Here is an 18,607-nt window from a genome sequence, read left to right as displayed (position 1 = left end):
TTTAGAAGCAGCACCGTTGCAGAGATGAGCCCTTTTGCGAATACTCTTACCAACTGGAAAAAAGAGATCATCAACAGTTTTATAATTGTGGATGACAAGGCAAACAGAAAGATGAATACTGCCATCGTTGAAAACAGAAACAAGTCCATCAAGCTCCTCAAGCATGCCTCAAACGGCTATTTGAACTGGGAGAGATTTCGCAATCGTATCCTTTATACATTAAACGAGGATACAACCTTCTATTACACAAGTATCAGAAAGGATGGTAAATAATATGAGTAAGGTATTTAGACTTATTGTTGATGAGGATAATGAACCAGTAATACTTGAGGAAGATGAAGTTTTAGAAGATATACTTGTTCGTCTGGAGTCTATTTCTCACCAAATTGATGATATTCAGTTTTCTCTAATGAAAAATAACGATGAAGACTCATCGTTAGATTTAGATATTTCTGAAATAGACTTCTAGACTATAAAGAAATAAGGGGTGAGATTCACCCCTTACTGCGTGATAATTAAAATTTAGGAAACCCCTAGTTATTTTAAATTACCAAAAAGACAACTTCACGCTGTCAATAATAATTTCTACATATATTAATCATATCATCTACATAGATGACACCGCCATTGATCGCATTATCTGATAAATGAGCATGAAGTTCTATTGGAAGTTTACAGCAGTATTGTTCTCGCATAAGTGGAAGATCCTGTTTCATACATAAATCAGACATATCATCTAATGCCTTTGATGAGAACATGAATGTAGAAAATAAAGCAATATTCTTCACATAGTGACGATCAAGCTGCATAATGAATTGTTCCACTTCCTTTGGTTTACCAAAGCATGGACAATCAAATCCTAATACAAGAAGATCAACATGGGCATGAAAATCAAAGTCCTGAAAGGAAATTGCCTGTGTTCTTGCAGTTTTTGCCATCTGTGATGCAAGAATATGTGCATATTTACTTGTATGACTGTAGACAATCGCAATATTCATAGACTCACCTCTTGTATAAAGTATATCAACGCTTTATGAACTATAAAAGAACTTCTGTCTTTTTCTTTTATTAATATAAAGAATAATATAAGCTGAAACAAAACCGCCAATCATCCCACTTACATGACCGGATAAAGATATTGTCGGTACAATAAAAGAAATAAACAACATCAGTAAGACATTCATTCCTAGGTTTCTTGCAATATCGCGAAGCTGTGTAGGATAGAACAAATAAAGAGCACCGATAGCACCAATGATTCCAAAGATTACACCACTAATACCGCCACTTACTGTATGGGCTCCAACGCCCAATAATAAATATGCAATATAAGGAAGACCAGTGGTAGAAAGCATGGATACAAGTACGACTATCAAATACTTTTTAGAACCCATCAAATACTCTACAAAACAACTGAGATTATACATAGAATAACAATTCACTACTATATGCATTAATCCAAAATGAATGAAATTTGCAGTAATCAAACGATAGTATTGATGAGTAACTTGAACATAGTATGGATTAAACCCTCCGCAAGCTAAGCCCTGCATCGCATTCATATCAATACTAAATAATAAGGTTGTTCCTATATAAGTAAGTATACATAATGCAAGTAGTGTATAAGTAACAGGATATTTTTTTATATTATTCATGTTTATCCTCTATGAATTCAAATATTGTCATTTGATCAATACTTGGATCATCTTTCTTAATAACTGTTTCATGATTATCTAATATTTCAGCTAAAGTAACTTCTGATTTTAAATCTTCATCAGTAAAATGGGCCTCTCCCATTTCAATGAGTCTAATATTACCACTATAATCCAATGTTTCATAAACAAGCTGTCTTGTCCAATGAGAATGGATATTCTGAATAGAAGTAAACCAGACAGGACCACTACCAATATGCGTACCTGTTACTATCTGGGCAAAGACCATACCACATATATAAAGATTCTTATCTAATGCATGAGTGACATCAAATAAAGCATATGGATCATTGGCAGTCATAATAACTAATTTATTCTGTTTAATATATTTAGAATACAGTCTAATTTTATCAAACATATGATCTGCGACAAATAATACCGCATTTCCGTTATTAGTTAACTGCGTTCTTAAGGCAAGTTCTTCTACACCTTTAGAACCACCCACAACTACTGTATAGCCTTCCTTTGAAATTTTTTTCATAATTTCTTTAGTGACATGACGCATTGTCTTGTTCATCATCTGTGGACCAGCAACTGATATATTGACTCCATAACTTAAAGATAAATCACCTATATAGCTAATGACTAAAGGCATCTTAGTCCCTAATACTCTTAGACTTGCAGGATAATCTTCTTCATAGATAGTTGTGACACCAATATCCTGGTTTTCTAAATTCTGCAGTGCATAAAAAAGATCTGGTAAGAGCTTTTGTCTCTTTTCTATCTTATGAGCTGTAAATTCATCTAAACCTATGATCTGGGTTAATGTATCAATACTCATCCCTGTAATCATACTTGGTTCTTTATGGGCTGATTTTAATTTTTTCTCTATTTCCTGCCACTCTTGTGTACTTATAGGCTGCGTGGAACTTGGAATCAAATCACCACAGCATAATATTAAGGCAAGACTGTTTAATGTTAGTTGTAATTTCATATTCTTATATTCCTTCTTAAATGTCATTATATCATATAGTTTTGGTATAAAAAAGTGGCCGTTCATAAGAACGGCCTAGTGAAAGGATAAGTAGTTATTACAAAATACCCATTTTTTCTTTTACAGCAGCCTGAGCAGCAGCAAGTCTTGCGATTGGTACACGGTAAGGTGAGCAAGATACATAAGTTAATCCAATCTTATGACAGAATTCTACTGTCTTTGGATCGCCACCATGTTCACCACAGATACCAAGTCTGATATCAGGACGAGTTGATCTTCCCTTTTCAGATGCAATCTTCATTAATTCTCCAACGCCTTCCTGGTCAACAGTAGCGAATGGATCATGTTCATAGATATTCTTAGAATAGTAATCGCCTAAGAACTTAGCAGCATCATCTCTTGAGAAACCGAATGTCATCTGAGTTAAGTCATTAGTACCAAATGAGAAGAATTCAGCTTCAGCTGCAATCTTATCAGCTGTGATTGCAGCTCTTGGAATTTCAATCATAGTACCAACTTCATATTTCATATCTAATCCGCTTTCAGCAATTAACTTATCAGCAGTCTTAACAACTACATTCTTTACATACTTTAATTCTTTAACATCACCAACTAATGGGATCATGATTTCTGGAGTAACTGGATGTCCTGTTTCCTTAGTTACGTTGATTGCAGCTTCAATAACAGCTCTTGTCTGCATTTCAGCAATTTCTGGATAAGTAACAGCAAGACGGCATCCTCTGTGACCCATCATTGGGTTGAATTCTTTTAATGATTCTACTCTTTCCTTTAATGCTTCGAAAGTCATACCTAAGCTTTCAGCTAATGGTTTGATTTCATCATCAGTATGAGGTAAGAATTCATGTAGAGGTGGATCTAAGAAACGGATATTAACACTATAACCATCCATAGCTTTGAATAATTCTTCAAAGTCTCCTCTCTGATATGGAAGAATCTTTTCTAATGCTTCCTTACGAGTTTCTACATCTTCTGCAGTAATCATTCTTCTGAAGTTGAAAATTCTTTCTTCTTCGAAGAACATATGTTCAGTACGGCATAATCCGATACCTTCAGCACCAAATGTCGCAGCCTGTTTAGCATCTCTAGGAGTATCCGCATTAGTTCTTACTAATAATTTTCTTTCTTTATCAGCCCAAGCCATGAATGTTTCAAAATCGCCACTAATCGCAGCAGGAACAGTCTTGATCTTCTGAGCAAATACTTCACCAGTAGAACCATTTAATGATACATAATCACCTTCAGTTAATACTGTACCATCTGGTAATGTTAATGTCTTCTTATCTTCAGAAACTCTTAATACACCACAACCAGCAACACAGCAAGTACCCATACCACGAGCAACTACTGCAGCATGAGATGTCATACCACCACGTACAGTTAAGATACCTTTAGCTAAGTTCATACCTTCGATATCTTCTGGAGAAGTTTCATTACGTACTAAGATCATATCCTGTACACCATTTGCATGTGCTTCCTGAACATCTTCAGCTGTAAAGTAGATATGTCCAGTAGCAGCACCTGGAGAAGCAGCTAAACCTGTAGCAACAGCCTTTGCAGCCTTGTAGTCTTCTTTATCGAAGTTTGGATGTAATAACTGGTCTAACTGTTTTGGTTCAACCTTTAATAATGCTTCTTGTTCATTAATCATGCCTTCATCAACCATGTCAACAGCAATCTTTAAAGCAGCCTGAGCTGTTCTCTTGCCATTACGAGTCTGTAACATGAATAATTTACCATCTTCAATTGTGAATTCCATATCCTGCATATCTTTATAATGGTCTTCAAGAATATGACAGATCTTCTGGAACTGTTCATAACATTCTGGCATAACTTCATTTAATGTAGCAATCGGCTGAGGTGTTCTGATACCAGCAACAACGTCTTCACCCTGAGCGTTCATTAAATATTCACCGAATAATTTATTTTCACCAGTTGCTGGGTTACGAGTGAAGGCAACACCAGTACCTGACTTATCACTTCTGTTACCATAAACCATCTGCTGAACGTTTACAGCTGTACCCCAAGAACCTGGGATATCATTTAAACGACGATAAGTGATGGCACGGTCATTATTCCAAGAACCAAATACGGCTTCAACTGCAGCTAATAACTGTTCGATTGGTTCCTGAGGGAAATCAACACCTGCATGTGCTTTATAAGCTTCTTTATAAACTGCAACAACTTCTTTTAAGTCTTCGGCAGTAAGTTCAGTATCGAATTCAACACCTTTTTCTTCTTTAATTGCATCAAATTTATGTTCGAAGTCTGATTTAGGGAATCCTTTTACAACGTCAGCGAACATCTGGATGAAACGACGATATGAATCATATACGAAACGTTCATTTCCAGTTGTTGCAGCGAATTCCTTAGCTACTTCATCATTTAAACCTAAGTTTAATACTGTATCCATCATACCTGGCATTGAGATTCTTGCACCAGAACGTACAGATACTAATAATGGATTCTTTGGATCACCTAAAGTTCTTCCAGTGATTTCTTCAAGCTTTTTAACGTGTTCAACAATCTGTCCTTTAATATCATCTGAGATCATTTTCCCGTCTTCATAATATTGTGTACAAGCTTCTGTAGTCACTGTGAATCCCTGAGGTACAGGTAAACCGATACCTGTCATTTCAGCAAGGTTGGCACCTTTACCACCAAGGAGATTACGCATATCCTTGTTACCTTCGCTAAATAAGTAAACATATTTTTTCATAACTACTAAATCCTCCTTATGTCTTTTCACTTATTTCATTATACACTTGTAAGGGCTTACTTGCAAACGCTTTCTTTTCTGTAATTGATTACACATTTAAAAAAAGCCCTATATAAGGGAATTATTATTGTTAAAAAAATAACAACATTTTTCTCCTATAGGGCTAAATGATGGATAATCGTAATTAATTGATCAGTTTGTAATGTTTGAAGCATGTCTGGATTTTTAGTTATTGTTTCATAAAGAAGATGATGTTTTGTATCATAATCCTCTTTTGAAATAGTAATAACGACTCCTTCAAGCTGTTTCTTAGTGAACTTTGTATCATAGATATAAGAATGCTTCACACCTAAAACACGGGATAAATGAGACATATATTGGTCTATATGAGTCGTTCCTAGATGAATCACTGTGTCACAATGCAAAGATAAATAGCGTGAAGCCATATCAGATACGATCAAAAGGCCACCCTTTTTATTAAACTCATGCATGATGCGATACTGAGAAGCATGATTCATAAATTGATGAATCACAAAATTGACATTCAGTTTTTCAGCATAATAAAGAATATCTTCATAGCTTTCTACAAATATAATCTGTTTCTTTTCTGTATTGAAATATGGTTCTTTACATAAGAAATGTGTACATTCTACCTTAGAAGAATCAACATGCAATGTAGTATGAATATTTTTCTTTAAGAACTCATGATGATGAAGTCCATAAAGAATACTTGAACAGTCTAAAGGAAGATGTTTCTTGATTTCCTTTATTTCTCTTATTTCTTCACTAGAAAAGCTATGAGAATCCTGATAAATGAGATACGAGACGAAGTTAGTATCTATCACTTGTCTTCTCATATATTCTAATAGTTTAGAAGGCGTAGTAAAGAGTATATCAATACCCTTATAAATTGTCTGGCATTCTTCAAATGTATTGGTACCAGGATAAGATGTAACAAAACGATATTGTGTGTATTTATTATATTCTTTCATATCAAAAGAAGATGATAACAACTCTTCTTTATGTCCAAGCAAGATAATCTGAGTTTTCTCTTCATGAATCATAGATGCAAGTAAAGGTGGAATAATGGATAACAGACGATCTTTGGAAGAATCAACATTTAAGATAAATGATTGACTCTTCTCAATAAGTCTATACGATTTCTTCTGGATTATTCCAGGCGCAATCATTCCCATATCACCTAATGCATGAATAACCTCATCAGGCCATTTATATTTAATAAATTTCTTCATTATTTATATAAGATATATTGTCTCACTTTAGAAATAAAATAGAGAGAACCTGTAATAAATACAACACCTTTATGACTATAAGCCTCATCTACTGCATGTTTCCAGTCTTCATCAATCTTCACTGGGAAGTCTTCTGCAAGAGCTTTGGCAGTTGCACGGCGAGGATGATCAAACTGAGTAACAGTAATATCCTTTGATAAAGATAATAATTTTTCTAACATATGATGAGTATCCTTATCTCCTAGTGCGGAAAAGATGATTTTAATATCACTAAAATCACGGGCACTTTCAAAGAAGGCATCCATTCCTTCTCTATTATGTGCACCATCTAGGATAATTAAAGGATTTTGATGAATTGTTTCAAAACGTCCTTCCCATACTGCATCATGCATTCCTTTTTCTAGATCTGCATCTTTGAATGGGAATTCTTTTCTAATATATTCTAATATATTAATCGCAAGTGCACTGTTAGTAACCTGATAATGTGCTGAAGTAGATAAAGATATATGATATCCATGATAATCATAAGAAATAGAAGCACCATAATAGACATGTTTAGGTTTTCTTATTTCTATAACATAAGAATGCTGCTTATGGGCTTCTTCATAGAAGATATCTAAGCATTCTGATCTTCTTTCTGCAGTCATATAAGGAATACCACGTTTAATGATTCCCGCTTTACTTCTGGCAATACTCGCATATGTATTTCCTAAGAAGTTTATATGATCTAAACCAATATTTGTATTGACTGTAAGTATTGGTGAAATGATATTAGTGGCATCTAATGTCCCACCAAGCCCTACTTCAAATATGGCAATATCTACACCCTGTTCAATAAAATACATGACTGCGATAAATACTTCTATTTCAAACTTAGAAAGCTCATAAGCCATCCAATCATCCATATAACGATTCGCATATCTCACAATAGTCGCTTCATCAATTGGTTTATCATTCACACGAATAATATCTAAACGATTTACTAAAGCAGGAGAAGTAAATGTACCTACCTTATAGCCTGCACATTTTAATACTTCTTTTGTATAGTTAGTTGTAGAGCCTTTCCCGTTTGTACCGCCAATATGAACACATGTTAATTTAGTTTGAGGATCATAGAAATCATACATAAAGTTCTTAAAGTTTGTGAGAGAATAAACTCGATCCTTTTGTGCTTCAATAAACGCTAAAACCTGATCATAATCACTAAAACGAGGAAGAACAGGGATTGTCTTCTTCAATAAATAACGACCATTAGATTCTACATCTACACTATAATCATGCTGCTTAAAAAAAGATAAATGTTCTTCATCTGTATAAGCAGTTAGTTCTTTTGTAACAAATCTTTCAGCAAGTTCAAGCAGCTCTTCTTGTACAAGAGTATCCTGATAATCTTCTGATACATAAACAAAAGATATATTAGAAAGATCTAAGAGTTCTAGTATACCTATAATCACTTCTCCACTGTAGGCTAAAAAGATCATCTTACAGGGATCTTTTAAAGCTCTTGATGTTTCATAATAATCTTTCGCAAGAAACTGGACAATTGCGTCTATATCTTCTTTTGTTGCAATCTTATATTCAAAATTTTCATTCATTTATATCACCTGTTGATATCTTAAAGTAAAAAGGATGGTTTGACCATCCTTTTTTTCTCAATTATTAGATTTTCTCAAAACGATCAACGTCAACTACAAATACTGTTGCCCCACCAACAAGTACATCTACCATGATTGGTGTAAAGAATTCACCCATTTCAGTAGGTGGTACTGTAGGTTCCTTTTCTACACGTTTCTTTGCATTGGCTTTAATGATTTCAATAGCGCTATCTACCTTATCATCATTTGTTCCTACAAAGAATGTAGTATTACCTTTCTTTAAGAAACCTCCTGAAGTAGCAAGCTTTGTGACAAAGAATCCACCTTCAGTTAAAGCGCTCTGGACAGTTGAACTGTCATCATTATTCACAATCGCAATTATCAGTTTCATACTATTGACCTCCTAATACGAATTAGTTTGTACATATATTCTAGCATATTCAAAGACAAAAATACATACATATTATATAATGACTCATGGTGATTTATATGAGTATACAAGAAAAATTAATAAAGTGGTATGAAGTCAATAAACGTGATCTTCCTTTTAGAGATATTAAAGACCCTTATAAAATCTGGGTAAGTGAGATTATGCTGCAACAGACGACTGTCACTGCAGTGATTCCCTATTATAAACGTTTTATTGAAAGATTTCCGGATATAGAAACACTTGCGAATGCAACAATAGAAGAAGTCTATAAGTATTGGGAAGGGTTAGGGTATTATCGTCGTGCATTGCATCTTCATAAGAGTGCTAATCTGATTAAAGATACATTCCCTAAGGAGTATAAAGACATTCTCGCGCTTATTGGTGTAGGACCCTATACTGCAAGTGCTATTATGAGTTTTGCGTATCATAAGCCTTATATTGCGGTAGACGGAAATGCATTAAGAGTATTGAGTAGATTATATGCGATAGAAGAGAATATTGCGTTAAATAAGACTGTGAAGACAATTACAGATATAGGTAATCAACTCGTTATTGGTTATGATTCAGCAAAGATTAATCAAGGGATTATGGATTTTGCGAATGCGGTATGTTTACCTGTTCACCCTCATTGCAATGAATGTCCACTTCAAAAGGAATGCATTGCCTATTTGACAAATAAGCAGGACGTACTACCTATTAATATAAAAAAAGTAAATAAAAAAAGCTTATCTTATATTACAGGTATTGTAGTATATGATGATGAAGTGATGCTTATTAAAAATAAAAATAGGCTGCTAGAAAATATGTATTTACTTCCTCAATATGAAGTAGAGAGTCCTTATTCCTTTATAGAAGCGTTTAAAGAAGACTATGGGATCAACTTAGAGGTATTATCGCATTTAAAGGATTTTAAGCATGTATTTACTCATCGTACATGGTATATGCATGTATATGTATTTAAAGCTAATAAACGTTCTATTGACTTCTGTACAAAAAATAAGCAGGAGGAATTAACTATTCCTACTGCCCATAAAAAGATATTAAAATATTATGAAGGCTGATTAGAAATAATCAGTCTTATTTGTTCATGTCATATTTTTCAATGATTCTAGCAACAACTGGATGACGCACTACATCAAGTGCTGTTAAGTAAACAAAGGAAATACCTTTGACACCATCTAAGATCTTCATAGCATGTTTGAGACCATTTGTTGTCTGTTTAGGTAAGTCAATCTGAGTAATATCCCCTGTAATACACATCTTAGAGTTAAAACCTAAACGTGTAAGGAACATCTTCATCTGATTGTCTGTTGTATTTTGTGCTTCATCTAAAATAACATAAGCATCTTCTAGTGTACGCCCACGCATATAAGCAAGTGGCGCTATTTCAATAATACCCTTTTCAATTAATTTCTCTGTATTTTCTGCACCTAACATATCATAAAGTGCATCATAAAGAGGTCTTAAGTAAGGGTCAATCTTTTCTTTAAGGTCTCCAGGAAGAAACCCTAGGTTTTCTCCTGCTTCTACAGCTGGTCTAGTGAGAATGATTTTTTGTACTTCATGATTCTTTAATGCCTGTACAGCAAACACTACAGATAAGTATGTTTTACCTGTACCCGCTGGACCAATCGCAAATACCACATCATGATCTTTTAAAGAATGATAGTATTCTAACTGCCCCATTGTCTTAGGATATATAATCTTGCCATGACTTGTACGGGCAATATGAATATCAAATAGAGAATCCATTTCATCAAGCTTACCATTACGTCCTAACTTGATTGCGTACACCACATCTCTTTTAGAAATACGTACATCCTTTTTAGTAAGTTTAGCAAGTACCTGAATCACCTTTTCTAATACAAGATCACTATGATCTAAATAAATGTCTGTACCACGGACATTGATTGCATTCTCGAATTCATCTTCCAATAAAGCGATATTTTCATCACTTGGGCCACACAACAATTGAATGGCATCTAAGCTATAATCACTTAACTGAATCACTTTTTCCATAAAATCATCCTTTCATTGAAAAAAAGAAGAGTCAGATGACTCTTCTAAAAATAAATCTTATCTACGACGTTTCTTCTGGTTCTTTCTAGCTGCTTCTGATTTCATTTTTCTCTTTAAACCAGGTTTAACATAGAATTCTCTTTTACGAGCTTCAGCAAGGGTTCCTGTTCTAGAAACTTGTCTCTTAAAACGACGTAAAGCATCATCTAAAGATTCATTTTCTCTTACTACTGTCTTTGCCATTGAACTTTCCCCCCTTTACCGCTAAATTCGAATATGATTATACACAATGATTTTTAATAATGCAAGCCTTTTTTGACTTTTATTTTTCAAGTTTTACATATCGTCTTCTAATTGTTCATTATAGAGTTTTTTCGCATATTCCTGAGCAATGAATTTATCTCCGGGATAAGGTGTATTACCCACTAGTGATGTCATGAACTGTTCATGGCCTTTTCCTAAAATCAAAATAACATCACCTGGACAAGCTGCATCTATTGCCTGCTGAATGGCATAACGACGATCAGTAATAATCACTGAAATAGGATCAACAATCTGTTCTTGAATCTGTGAACAGATGCCTTCGATATCATCATCTCTTTCATCCTGTTCTGTCAATATAACATAATCACAGTATTTATTAGCTAAAGCACCTATCTTACTTCTTTTATGGATATCTTTACGTCCTGGTGCACCAAATACCGCAATTAAATGACCATTTCCTTTAACACTATGGACAAACTTGAATACTTCTTCAAAGTTATGTGCATGCTGACAATAGTCAACAATAATATGGAAAGGCTGTTTAACAGGGACTACTTCCATTCTACCTTCTACTGGCTGAATATATTTAATCGCATTCACGATTTCATCCGGTGTCATTTCTAAGGCATAAAGGGTTGTCAATATTGCAAGAGTGTTAGATATATTAAATGGTGCAATAATAGGAACTTCTACATGATAGTAATGATTTTTAATATAGATATTAAATGCTGAATGATCTATATAATATTCAATCTCACGTGCCATAATATCTGCTTTATGATGAATACCATAGGTTAATATTTTGGCATGATCAGCCATATCCTTATAGTTAGTAGTTAGATAATGATTAAAACGTACTTCGTCTGCATTAAGAATGGCATAACCACCTTCTTTAAGCAATCTAAAGAGTTTAACATAAGATGTCATCAGGTTATCTACAGTTCCATGGAAGTCCATATGTTCTTCATAAGCATTTGTAAATACCGCAATACTGAAATTAACTGAATCAACACGCTTTAAAGCTAAGCCATGAGAAGAGACTTCTAGAGTAAAGCCCTTCACATTCTCTTTAACCATGTTATAGAAGTTACGATGTAAACAGATAGGATCTGGTGTAGTACCAGTCATCTGCATCATTGTAGGTCCATATTCTATTCCGTTGTTACCTACATAGCCCATCTTTAAATAACGTCCTAGTAGTCTTGCAACAACACGGGCTACGACTGTTTTACCACTTGTTCCTGTAACACCTATTCCTGTCATCTTATAGGAAGGATGATCATAGAAGAGATCTGCCACACGATTGAGTTCATCTAAGACATCTGATACCTGAATATAAACAATACCCTGATAATAACGACGTAACGGCTTAGAATGAACAATACATTTAGCACCTTGGAAGATAGCATCATCGACATATTTATGACCATCTGTCACAAGACCTTCAATACAAAAGAAGATAGAATCCTTTCTGACATAACGGGAATCGCTATGAATAGATTCAATCTTTATATCACTTTCAACTTTAAAAAGCTCATTAAGCTTCTTCACTAGAAACCACCCCGATTAAATCATAACCTCGATGATCTGTTACCTTTACTTTATAAATATGTCCTTCTTTTAAAGAATGATCTGCAACAAAAACCTTTAAGTAATTAGAGGCATGTCCTACCATGTAGCCATCCTTTTCTTCTTCAATAAGCACTTCTAGTTCCTTATTCATTTCAGATAATGCGAATTCAGTTTTTAATTCATCAGAAAGCTGCAATAGTCTTCTAACACGGTCTTTCTTGACATCTCCTGGTACCTGATTTGGCATTCTATCTGCTGGTGTTCCCTTTCTTCTTGAATAAGGGAAAACATGTAATTGATTGAAATGAAGTTTCTTAATCCAGTTATATGTATCAACGAAGTCTTCTTCTGTTTCTCCAGGGAATCCTACAATGACATCTGTAGTAATAGAGATACCCGGCAATGCTTCTTTAAGTTCAAAATACTTCTTTTCAAATTCAGCTGTATTATAATGTCTTGCCATTCTTCTTAGAATAGAATCTGTACCAGACTGAATAGGAATATGTAAATGATCTACGATAATAGGACTTCTACCAATAAGTTCAATAATTTCATCACTCACCTGACTCATTTCAATAGAAGAAATACGTAATCTCTTTAATCCCTTAATTTTAGTTGTTAAGTCTACTAATAGATCATAGAAAGAATAATTGTCTAAATCCACACCATAACCTGCTGTATGAATACCCGTTAAGACGATTTCTACAAACCCTCTATCTACAAGTTCCTGAGCCTGTCTTAAAACATCTTCCTTAGAACGAGAACGAACTCCACCACGTGCATAAGGGATAATACAATATGTACAGAAGTTATTACATCCATCCTGAATTTTTAGGAAGGCTCTTGTTTTATTTTCAAATGCATGAATACTTAAGTCTTCAAAACGAGAGACCTTCATAACATTTTCTATTTTCACAATCTGTTTATGTGTCATCTTATATTCTTCTACAAAGTCTACAATAGAAGCACGATGTTGTGTTCCAAGTACTACAGAAACACCTTCTATTTCTGTGATTTCTTCACTTGCTACCTGTGAATAGCATCCCACTACACAGATGACTGCATCAGGATTAGTACGATGTGCCTTACGGATCATCTGTCTTGATTTAGAGTCCCCTGTATTTGTGACAGTACATGTATTAATAACATATACATCTGCAGGAGATTCAAAGTCGATATTGTCATACCCTCTTTTCTTGAATATTTCTAACATCGCTTCTGATTCGTAGCTGTTTACTTTACAGCCTAATGTATGAAAAGCAACTGTTGCCATTGTCTCACTTCACTTTCTTTATTAATTTCTTGTATGTACGATTACTAATTAATTGATGATCATACATGTATTGTATGAACTGTGTATATTCACCATGTTCATAATAAACCACTAATTCTTTTGCATCTTCAATAGACGCCCTGTTAGAATGACGATTATCATCGCCAATCACAATACGACAAATCAATGAATAGTCTTCTTTCACAAATAAATAGATAGCGCCTAATTCTTCATAATAATAGGCAATATGAGATTCATTTTCATATACTTTTTCTAAGCTGGAAAAAGGTGTATCAAATACAACTGGTCCATAATATCTAAAAGCAGTATCTAGTGTAATTGGCTGATTCTTCACATATTCTGCATGTTGCTTTAATAAGAGAATCTGATAATCATTGATATACCAATTATTGATATCAGGAGAATAGATAGGAATATAAATATCTCGTGAACTTTCTTCATCATAAAAATGAGGGAGTGTTTCTAATACATTCTTTAAATCATTATTAAACATCTTTCTTTTTTCTTCATAGGTAATATATTCAAACATATCATAATGACCTGACGCAAAAAGATTATAGGAACCTTCAATTGCATCTTTTACATCTAGTGCACGCAAAAGGATTTCCATATTGAATAATTCAATTTCTGATTTAACCTTAAAACGAATATTCAAGTCTTCTAATTCTTTTTTATGTTCTTCACAATAATGATATAAGTTTGTTTTATTGTATTTTATATCCCTGCTGTATTTATTAATGACTGCAATAAAGTTCATATTAATCCCCCAATTCTCTTCTATACCCTATAACACTAAGCATATATAAAGGTGCTGTCTCACTTCTTAAAATACGATTACCAATAGAGCATGGCACAACACCCATTGACTGCATCTTTTCTACTTCCTGAAGATCAAAACCACCCTCTGGTCCTACTATAATAGTAATAGATGTATGAAGATCATTGAGTGCTTTTGTGAAAGCATAATGTTCCCCATTCTTACTTTCTTCCTCATATGCCACAACATTCACTTCAGATAAATAATCCTTTAATTGTGATAATTGAATAGGAGGTGTAATCTCAGGAACAATCTGTCTATGACATTGTTCACTTGCTTCCTGGGCGATGCGAACAAAGCGGTCCTTTTTCTTGTTAAAACGTCCTTCATCCATTTTCACTATACTTCTAGAAGCACGCAAAGGAACTATACGTGTAACGCCTAGTTCTGTTGCTTTTTGAATTACAAATTCAAACTTATCGCTCTTTGGTAAACCATAAACAAGTGTCACTTCAACATCTAATTCATTATCTTCCTGAAGTTCTTCTTTAATTTGTAGTAAACCCTGCTTTGTATCGATGATTTCACATAAGTAAACATGTTTGTCTTCATCAATACAAATGACATGTTCACCCTTTTCCATACGCATTACTTTAGTAATATGCTTATACATAGAATCATCAGTGATAATGATGTCATTTTGTCTATAATTATTTTTAATAAAATATCTCTGCATAATCATCTCTCTCCTCTAGCATTCTACCATTTTTATGAAACAATGAAAAGAAAAAGAAGATAGAGAGGGGTTCTATCTTCTTTCAAACAACTTATGCTTCTCTAGCTATAAATCCATTATCATAGTCAATGACTACATGACTGTTAGCATGGATTGTACCTTTGATTATTTCTCTTGCAAGCATTGTTTCAATATGTGACTGAATATAACGCTTGATTGGACGTGCACCAAATGTGGCATCAAATGCATCTTGTGCAATTCTGTTTTCAGCTGCATCAGTGACTTCTAGAGTAATCTTCTTTTCTTCGAGACGACCTTCAAGTTCATGAATAAACTTATCAATAATCTTATAAACAACACTTGAGTCAAGTGAGTTGAACATAACGATTTCATCAATACGGTTTAAGAATTCAGGTTTGAAGTGCATCTTTAATTCATTATCTACTTCTTTACGTGTTTCTTCATTGTTACCCTGTAACAAGTACTGAGAACCAATATTAGAAGTCATAATGATAATTGTATTCTTGAAGCTGACTACATTACCCTTAGAATCTGTTAAACGACCATCATCTAGAATCTGTAATAAGATATTGAAGACATCTGGATGGGCTTTTTCAATTTCATCTAATAAGACAATACTATATGGAGCACGTCTGACAGCTTCAGTTAACTGTCCACCTTCTTCATAACCTACATATCCTGGAGGAGCACCCAATAAACGAGAGACACTATATTTCTCCATATATTCACTCATATCGATACGTACGATATTCTTTTCACTATCAAAGAGCTGTTCAGCAAGTGTCTTAGCCACTTCTGTCTTACCTACACCAGTAGGACCTAGGAACAAGAATGAGCCAATAGGTCTATTCTCATCATTAATACCAGCACGACTTCTAAGTATTGCATCAGTGACTTTAGTGATGGCGTCATCCTGACCAATAACTCTTTTCTTCATAATATCTTCAAGATGTAATAATTTTTCTTTTTCTGATTCCATTAGCTTAGAAACTGGAATATTAGTCCATCTAGAGATGACTTCAGAAATAGTATCTACAGTGACCTTTTCCTGTAATAATGCATCATCATTTTCTTTAGCCTGATATTCTTCTATTTCTTTATTAATAGCTGGAATAGTCTGGTATTTAATTTTAGAGGCTTCTTCTAGGTTACCCTGAGATTCAAACTGTGCCATCTGTGTTTCTAAACGCACTTTTTGGTTCTTTAAATCCTTGATATGATCCACCTGAGACTTTTCTGATTTCCATTGTTCAGTTAATCCAGCAATCTTTTCATTTAAAGAAGCAATTTTTTCTTTGATTTCTTCTAGTCTCTTTTCGTTATCTTCAGTTGAATCTTCTTTTTCAATAGAGATTCTTTCCATTTCTAGACGATTCTTATCACGAGTAATTGTATCTAGTTCTTCAGGCATAGAGTCAATTTCCATACGTACTGAAGCACATGCTTCATCAATAAGGTCAATGGCCTTATCTGGTAAGAAACGATCTGTAATATAACGATCACTCATATGAGCTGCTGCGATAATTGCACTATCTTGAATCTGAACACCATGATGAGATTCAAATGGTTCCTTTAAACCTCTTAAAATCGCAATTGTATCATCAATATCAGGTTCTTGTACTAATACCTTCTGGAAACGTCTTTCTAGGGCTGCATCCTTTTCAATATACTGACGATATTCATCCAATGTTGTTGCACCAATACAATGTAATTCACCACGTGCTAACATTGGTTTTAATAAGTTGGCCGCATCCATCGCACCATCTGTCTTACCTGCACCTACTAACTGATGTATTTCATCAATAAACATAATGATTTGTCCTTCAGACTTCTTGATTTCATTTAAGACAGCTTTTAATCTTTCTTCAAATTCACCACGATATTTAGCACCTGCCACAAGTGAACCTAAATCAAGTTCAAATAAAGTTTTATCTTTTAATGTTTCAGGTACATCGTTCTTAACTATACGCCAAGCAAGTCCTTCTACAATTGCAGTCTTACCTACACCTGGCTCACCAATTAAAATCGGATTATTCTTTGTCTTACGTGATAAAATCTGAATCACACGTCTAATTTCTTCATCACGACCAATAACTGGATCAATCTTGCCATCTTTTACATCTTTAACAAGATCACGTCCATATTTTTCTAGTACTTCATAATTATTTTCTGGGTTTGGAGTATCCACTTTATGTCCTCCTCTCATTTCCTTAATTACTTTTTCAACTTCTTTTTTATTTAAATTATAACGAGATACAAAGTTTTTAATAAAAGTGCTTTGCGTATTAAATATTGCAAGAATAAGATGTTCTACACTCATATAGTCATCTTTATATTCTGTCTTAATTCTTTCAGCATTCGCAATCCAGCTATTGAGATCATAGCTTAAACGAAGCTGATCCTGAGTCACCTGCCCAACGCTAGGCTTCTTATTGATCTCCGCATTTAATAAATCCTGTACTTTTGGGATAGAGATATTAAGTTTTGTCAGTACTCTATAGAAAATACCAGAACTATCTTCTAATAATGCATACATGAGATGTTCAACATCAACAATCTGTTGATTCAGAGCTAACGCATTCTGAGCTGCACGTCCAAATGCTTCCTGCATTGCTTCTGTCCATTTTTCACCATTCATCGCAATCACTCCTTTAGCACTCTTCTTCCTCTTGTGCTAATGCTAGTATATCACCTTTTTTAGCACTGTCAACAGTTGTGTGCTAATTATTTGAGATTTTTTTTGCAAACCTTGATTTTACGGGGTTTGCAACACTTTTTCTTCCTTATAATCATCACTTTTTCTTGATTTGACACCATTTTGACACCAATTTTTTATTTTTGGTGTCAGCTAATTGCTACGCTTTCCAGCCTTGTGATTTCACTCTCAATTCTGGACATCTCACTTACATGGTTATATACGTCCATTGTTACATCTATGTGGGCGTGTCCCATAATATATTGAAGAACTTTTACGTCTATCCTCTTTTCTGCCTGCTAAGGATAAAATAAAAATGTAGGTAAAAAACAACATAAGAATGTTGGAAAACCTACATAATTATTTTGTCTTTTTTCATTTTATTGATATTATCTTACCGGAGGTAATATCGATGAATTCAAATGATTTTTATCAGCTAAAAGCTGAACTTAGCGTAATGGATTTTACTAAAAGCAAACCAAACTATGCAGATCTTGCCAGAAAGTATGGCGTAGATTACAGAACAGTGAAGAAGTATCACGAAGGCTACAAGGGAAAGCCTAGAAACAGGGCAAAGCCAAGCAGGCTTGA

17 protein-coding genes are annotated in these 18,607 nt (G+C 34.1%); 3 read left to right on the top strand and 14 right to left on the bottom strand.

Annotated elements, in window-relative coordinates; translation table 11 throughout:
* Together EAI80_RS08075 and EAI80_RS08070 are read left to right on the top strand one after the other, a co-directional pair.
* On the top strand, nt 1-273 hold a 273-nt coding region (locus EAI80_RS08075), incomplete at its 5' end, for a transposase (protein ID WP_161220242.1).
* A gap of 1 nt (nt 274) precedes the next feature.
* The gene (locus tag EAI80_RS08070; protein WP_022424239.1) at nt 275-469 is read left to right on the top strand and encodes a hypothetical protein; all 195 of its coding nucleotides are present in this window, start codon (nt 275-277) and stop codon (nt 467-469) included.
* Between the two features lie 103 nt (nt 470-572).
* Here the strand turns inward: EAI80_RS08070 and EAI80_RS08065 are convergent, their stop codons facing one another.
* The 7 genes from EAI80_RS08065 to EAI80_RS08035 form a co-directional block, all read right to left on the bottom strand.
* Nucleotides 573-998: a hypothetical protein gene (locus EAI80_RS08065; RefSeq protein WP_022424704.1), complete on the bottom strand. Its 426-nt coding sequence runs from the start codon at nt 996-998 to the stop codon at nt 573-575.
* Nucleotides 999-1,031: 33 nt separating this feature from the next.
* A complete protein-coding gene (locus EAI80_RS08060; protein WP_129981625.1) occupies nt 1,032-1,652 on the bottom strand; it encodes a rhomboid family intramembrane serine protease in 621 nt (206 codons plus the stop codon).
* Complete coding sequence (locus tag EAI80_RS08055; protein ID WP_161220303.1) at nt 1,645-2,643, bottom strand: DNA-processing protein DprA; 999 nt, start codon at nt 2,641-2,643, stop codon at nt 1,645-1,647. Before EAI80_RS08055 ends, EAI80_RS08060 begins: the two co-directional genes overlap by 8 nt.
* Nucleotides 2,644-2,740: 97 nt before the next feature.
* A complete protein-coding gene (ppdK, locus tag EAI80_RS08050) occupies nt 2,741-5,380 on the bottom strand; it encodes a pyruvate, phosphate dikinase (RefSeq protein ID WP_129981623.1) in 2,640 nt (879 codons plus the stop codon).
* A gap of 155 nt (nt 5,381-5,535) precedes the next feature.
* A complete protein-coding gene (locus EAI80_RS08045; RefSeq protein ID WP_129981622.1) occupies nt 5,536-6,633 on the bottom strand; it encodes a DEAD/DEAH box helicase in 1,098 nt (365 codons plus the stop codon).
* Nucleotides 6,633-8,228, bottom strand: coding sequence for a Mur ligase family protein (locus EAI80_RS08040; protein ID WP_129981621.1), 1,596 nt, complete (start codon nt 8,226-8,228; stop codon nt 6,633-6,635). Before EAI80_RS08040 ends, EAI80_RS08045 begins: the two co-directional genes overlap by 1 nt.
* Nucleotides 8,229-8,292: 64 nt before the next feature.
* Entirely contained in the window at nt 8,293-8,619 is a 327-nt protein-coding gene (locus EAI80_RS08035; protein WP_117458661.1) for a cyclic-di-AMP receptor, read from the bottom strand.
* Between the two features lie 98 nt (nt 8,620-8,717).
* Between EAI80_RS08035 and EAI80_RS08030 the strand changes: the two genes are divergently transcribed.
* Nucleotides 8,718-9,719 carry an A/G-specific adenine glycosylase gene (locus tag EAI80_RS08030; protein ID WP_129981620.1) on the top strand — a complete coding sequence of 334 codons (1,002 nt, stop codon included), beginning with the start codon at nt 8,718-8,720 and terminating at the stop codon, nt 9,717-9,719.
* A 16-nt stretch (nt 9,720-9,735) separates the two neighbouring features.
* Here the strand turns inward: EAI80_RS08030 and EAI80_RS08025 are convergent, their stop codons facing one another.
* The 7 genes from EAI80_RS08025 to clpB all read right to left on the bottom strand — a co-directional run bounded on the left by EAI80_RS08025 (nt 9,736) and on the right by clpB (nt 17,959).
* Complete coding sequence (locus tag EAI80_RS08025; RefSeq protein WP_129981619.1) at nt 9,736-10,677, bottom strand: PhoH family protein; 942 nt, start codon at nt 10,675-10,677, stop codon at nt 9,736-9,738.
* 57 nt (nt 10,678-10,734) lie between these two features.
* The gene (gene rpsU / locus EAI80_RS08020) at nt 10,735-10,920 is read right to left on the bottom strand and encodes a 30S ribosomal protein S21 (protein ID WP_006505139.1); all 186 of its coding nucleotides are present in this window, start codon (nt 10,918-10,920) and stop codon (nt 10,735-10,737) included.
* 93 nt (nt 10,921-11,013) lie between these two features.
* Nucleotides 11,014-12,492 carry a UDP-N-acetylmuramoyl-L-alanyl-D-glutamate--2,6-diaminopimelate ligase gene (locus EAI80_RS08015; RefSeq protein ID WP_117458664.1) on the bottom strand — a complete coding sequence of 493 codons (1,479 nt, stop codon included), beginning with the start codon at nt 12,490-12,492 and terminating at the stop codon, nt 11,014-11,016.
* Nucleotides 12,479-13,786 (bottom strand): tRNA (N(6)-L-threonylcarbamoyladenosine(37)-C(2))-methylthiotransferase MtaB, encoded by a 1,308-nt coding sequence (gene mtaB / locus EAI80_RS08010; RefSeq protein WP_129981618.1) that lies wholly within the window; start codon nt 13,784-13,786, stop codon nt 12,479-12,481. The genes EAI80_RS08015 and mtaB overlap by 14 nt, the downstream gene beginning before the upstream one ends.
* A 4-nt stretch (nt 13,787-13,790) precedes the next feature.
* Nucleotides 13,791-14,564 carry a hypothetical protein gene (locus tag EAI80_RS08005; protein ID WP_129981617.1) on the bottom strand — a complete coding sequence of 258 codons (774 nt, stop codon included), beginning with the start codon at nt 14,562-14,564 and terminating at the stop codon, nt 13,791-13,793.
* Nucleotide 14,565: 1 nt separating this feature from the next.
* Nucleotides 14,566-15,300, bottom strand: a complete 735-nt coding sequence (locus tag EAI80_RS08000; protein WP_129981616.1) for an RsmE family RNA methyltransferase — start codon at nt 15,298-15,300, stop codon at nt 14,566-14,568.
* A 91-nt stretch (nt 15,301-15,391) separates the two neighbouring features.
* Nucleotides 15,392-17,959: an ATP-dependent chaperone ClpB gene (gene clpB, locus EAI80_RS07995; protein ID WP_129981615.1), complete on the bottom strand. Its 2,568-nt coding sequence runs from the start codon at nt 17,957-17,959 to the stop codon at nt 15,392-15,394.
* Between the last annotated feature and the right edge of the window lie 648 nt (nt 17,960-18,607).

Origin of the sequence: Catenibacterium sp. co_0103 (assembly GCF_004168205.1) — a bacterium.
In the GTDB taxonomy this organism is placed as follows: domain Bacteria; phylum Bacillota_I; class Bacilli_A; order Erysipelotrichales; family Coprobacillaceae; genus Catenibacterium; species Catenibacterium mitsuoka_A.
This window is presented reverse-complemented; position numbering and strand designations above follow the sequence as displayed.

Bases quoted from the DNA above. Each gene is read 5' to 3' on its own strand.
- rpsU (WP_006505139.1), bottom strand. From the start codon at position 10,920: ATGGCAAAGACAGTAGTAAGAGAAAATGAATCTTTAGATGATGCTTTA.
- EAI80_RS08030 (WP_129981620.1), top strand. From the start codon at position 8,718: ATGAGTATACAAGAAAAATTAATAAAGTGGTATGAAGTCAATAAACGT.
- EAI80_RS08040 (WP_129981621.1), bottom strand. From the start codon at position 8,228: ATGAATGAAAATTTTGAATATAAGATTGCAACAAAAGAAGATATAGAC.
- EAI80_RS08000 (WP_129981616.1), bottom strand. From the start codon at position 15,300: ATGCAGAGATATTTTATTAAAAATAATTATAGACAAAATGACATCATT.
- EAI80_RS08070 (WP_022424239.1), top strand. From the start codon at position 275: ATGAGTAAGGTATTTAGACTTATTGTTGATGAGGATAATGAACCAGTA.
- ppdK (WP_129981623.1), bottom strand. From the start codon at position 5,380: ATGAAAAAATATGTTTACTTATTTAGCGAAGGTAACAAGGATATGCGT.
- EAI80_RS08035 (WP_117458661.1), bottom strand. From the start codon at position 8,619: ATGAAACTGATAATTGCGATTGTGAATAATGATGACAGTTCAACTGTC.
- EAI80_RS08065 (WP_022424704.1), bottom strand. From the start codon at position 998: ATGAATATTGCGATTGTCTACAGTCATACAAGTAAATATGCACATATT.
- EAI80_RS08045 (WP_129981622.1), bottom strand. From the start codon at position 6,633: ATGAAGAAATTTATTAAATATAAATGGCCTGATGAGGTTATTCATGCA.
- EAI80_RS08005 (WP_129981617.1), bottom strand. From the start codon at position 14,564: ATGAACTTTATTGCAGTCATTAATAAATACAGCAGGGATATAAAATAC.
- mtaB (WP_129981618.1), bottom strand. From the start codon at position 13,786: ATGGCAACAGTTGCTTTTCATACATTAGGCTGTAAAGTAAACAGCTAC.
- EAI80_RS08025 (WP_129981619.1), bottom strand. From the start codon at position 10,677: ATGGAAAAAGTGATTCAGTTAAGTGATTATAGCTTAGATGCCATTCAA.
- EAI80_RS08055 (WP_161220303.1), bottom strand. From the start codon at position 2,643: ATGAAATTACAACTAACATTAAACAGTCTTGCCTTAATATTATGCTGT.
- clpB (WP_129981615.1), bottom strand. From the start codon at position 17,959: ATGAATGGTGAAAAATGGACAGAAGCAATGCAGGAAGCATTTGGACGT.
- EAI80_RS08060 (WP_129981625.1), bottom strand. From the start codon at position 1,652: ATGAATAATATAAAAAAATATCCTGTTACTTATACACTACTTGCATTA.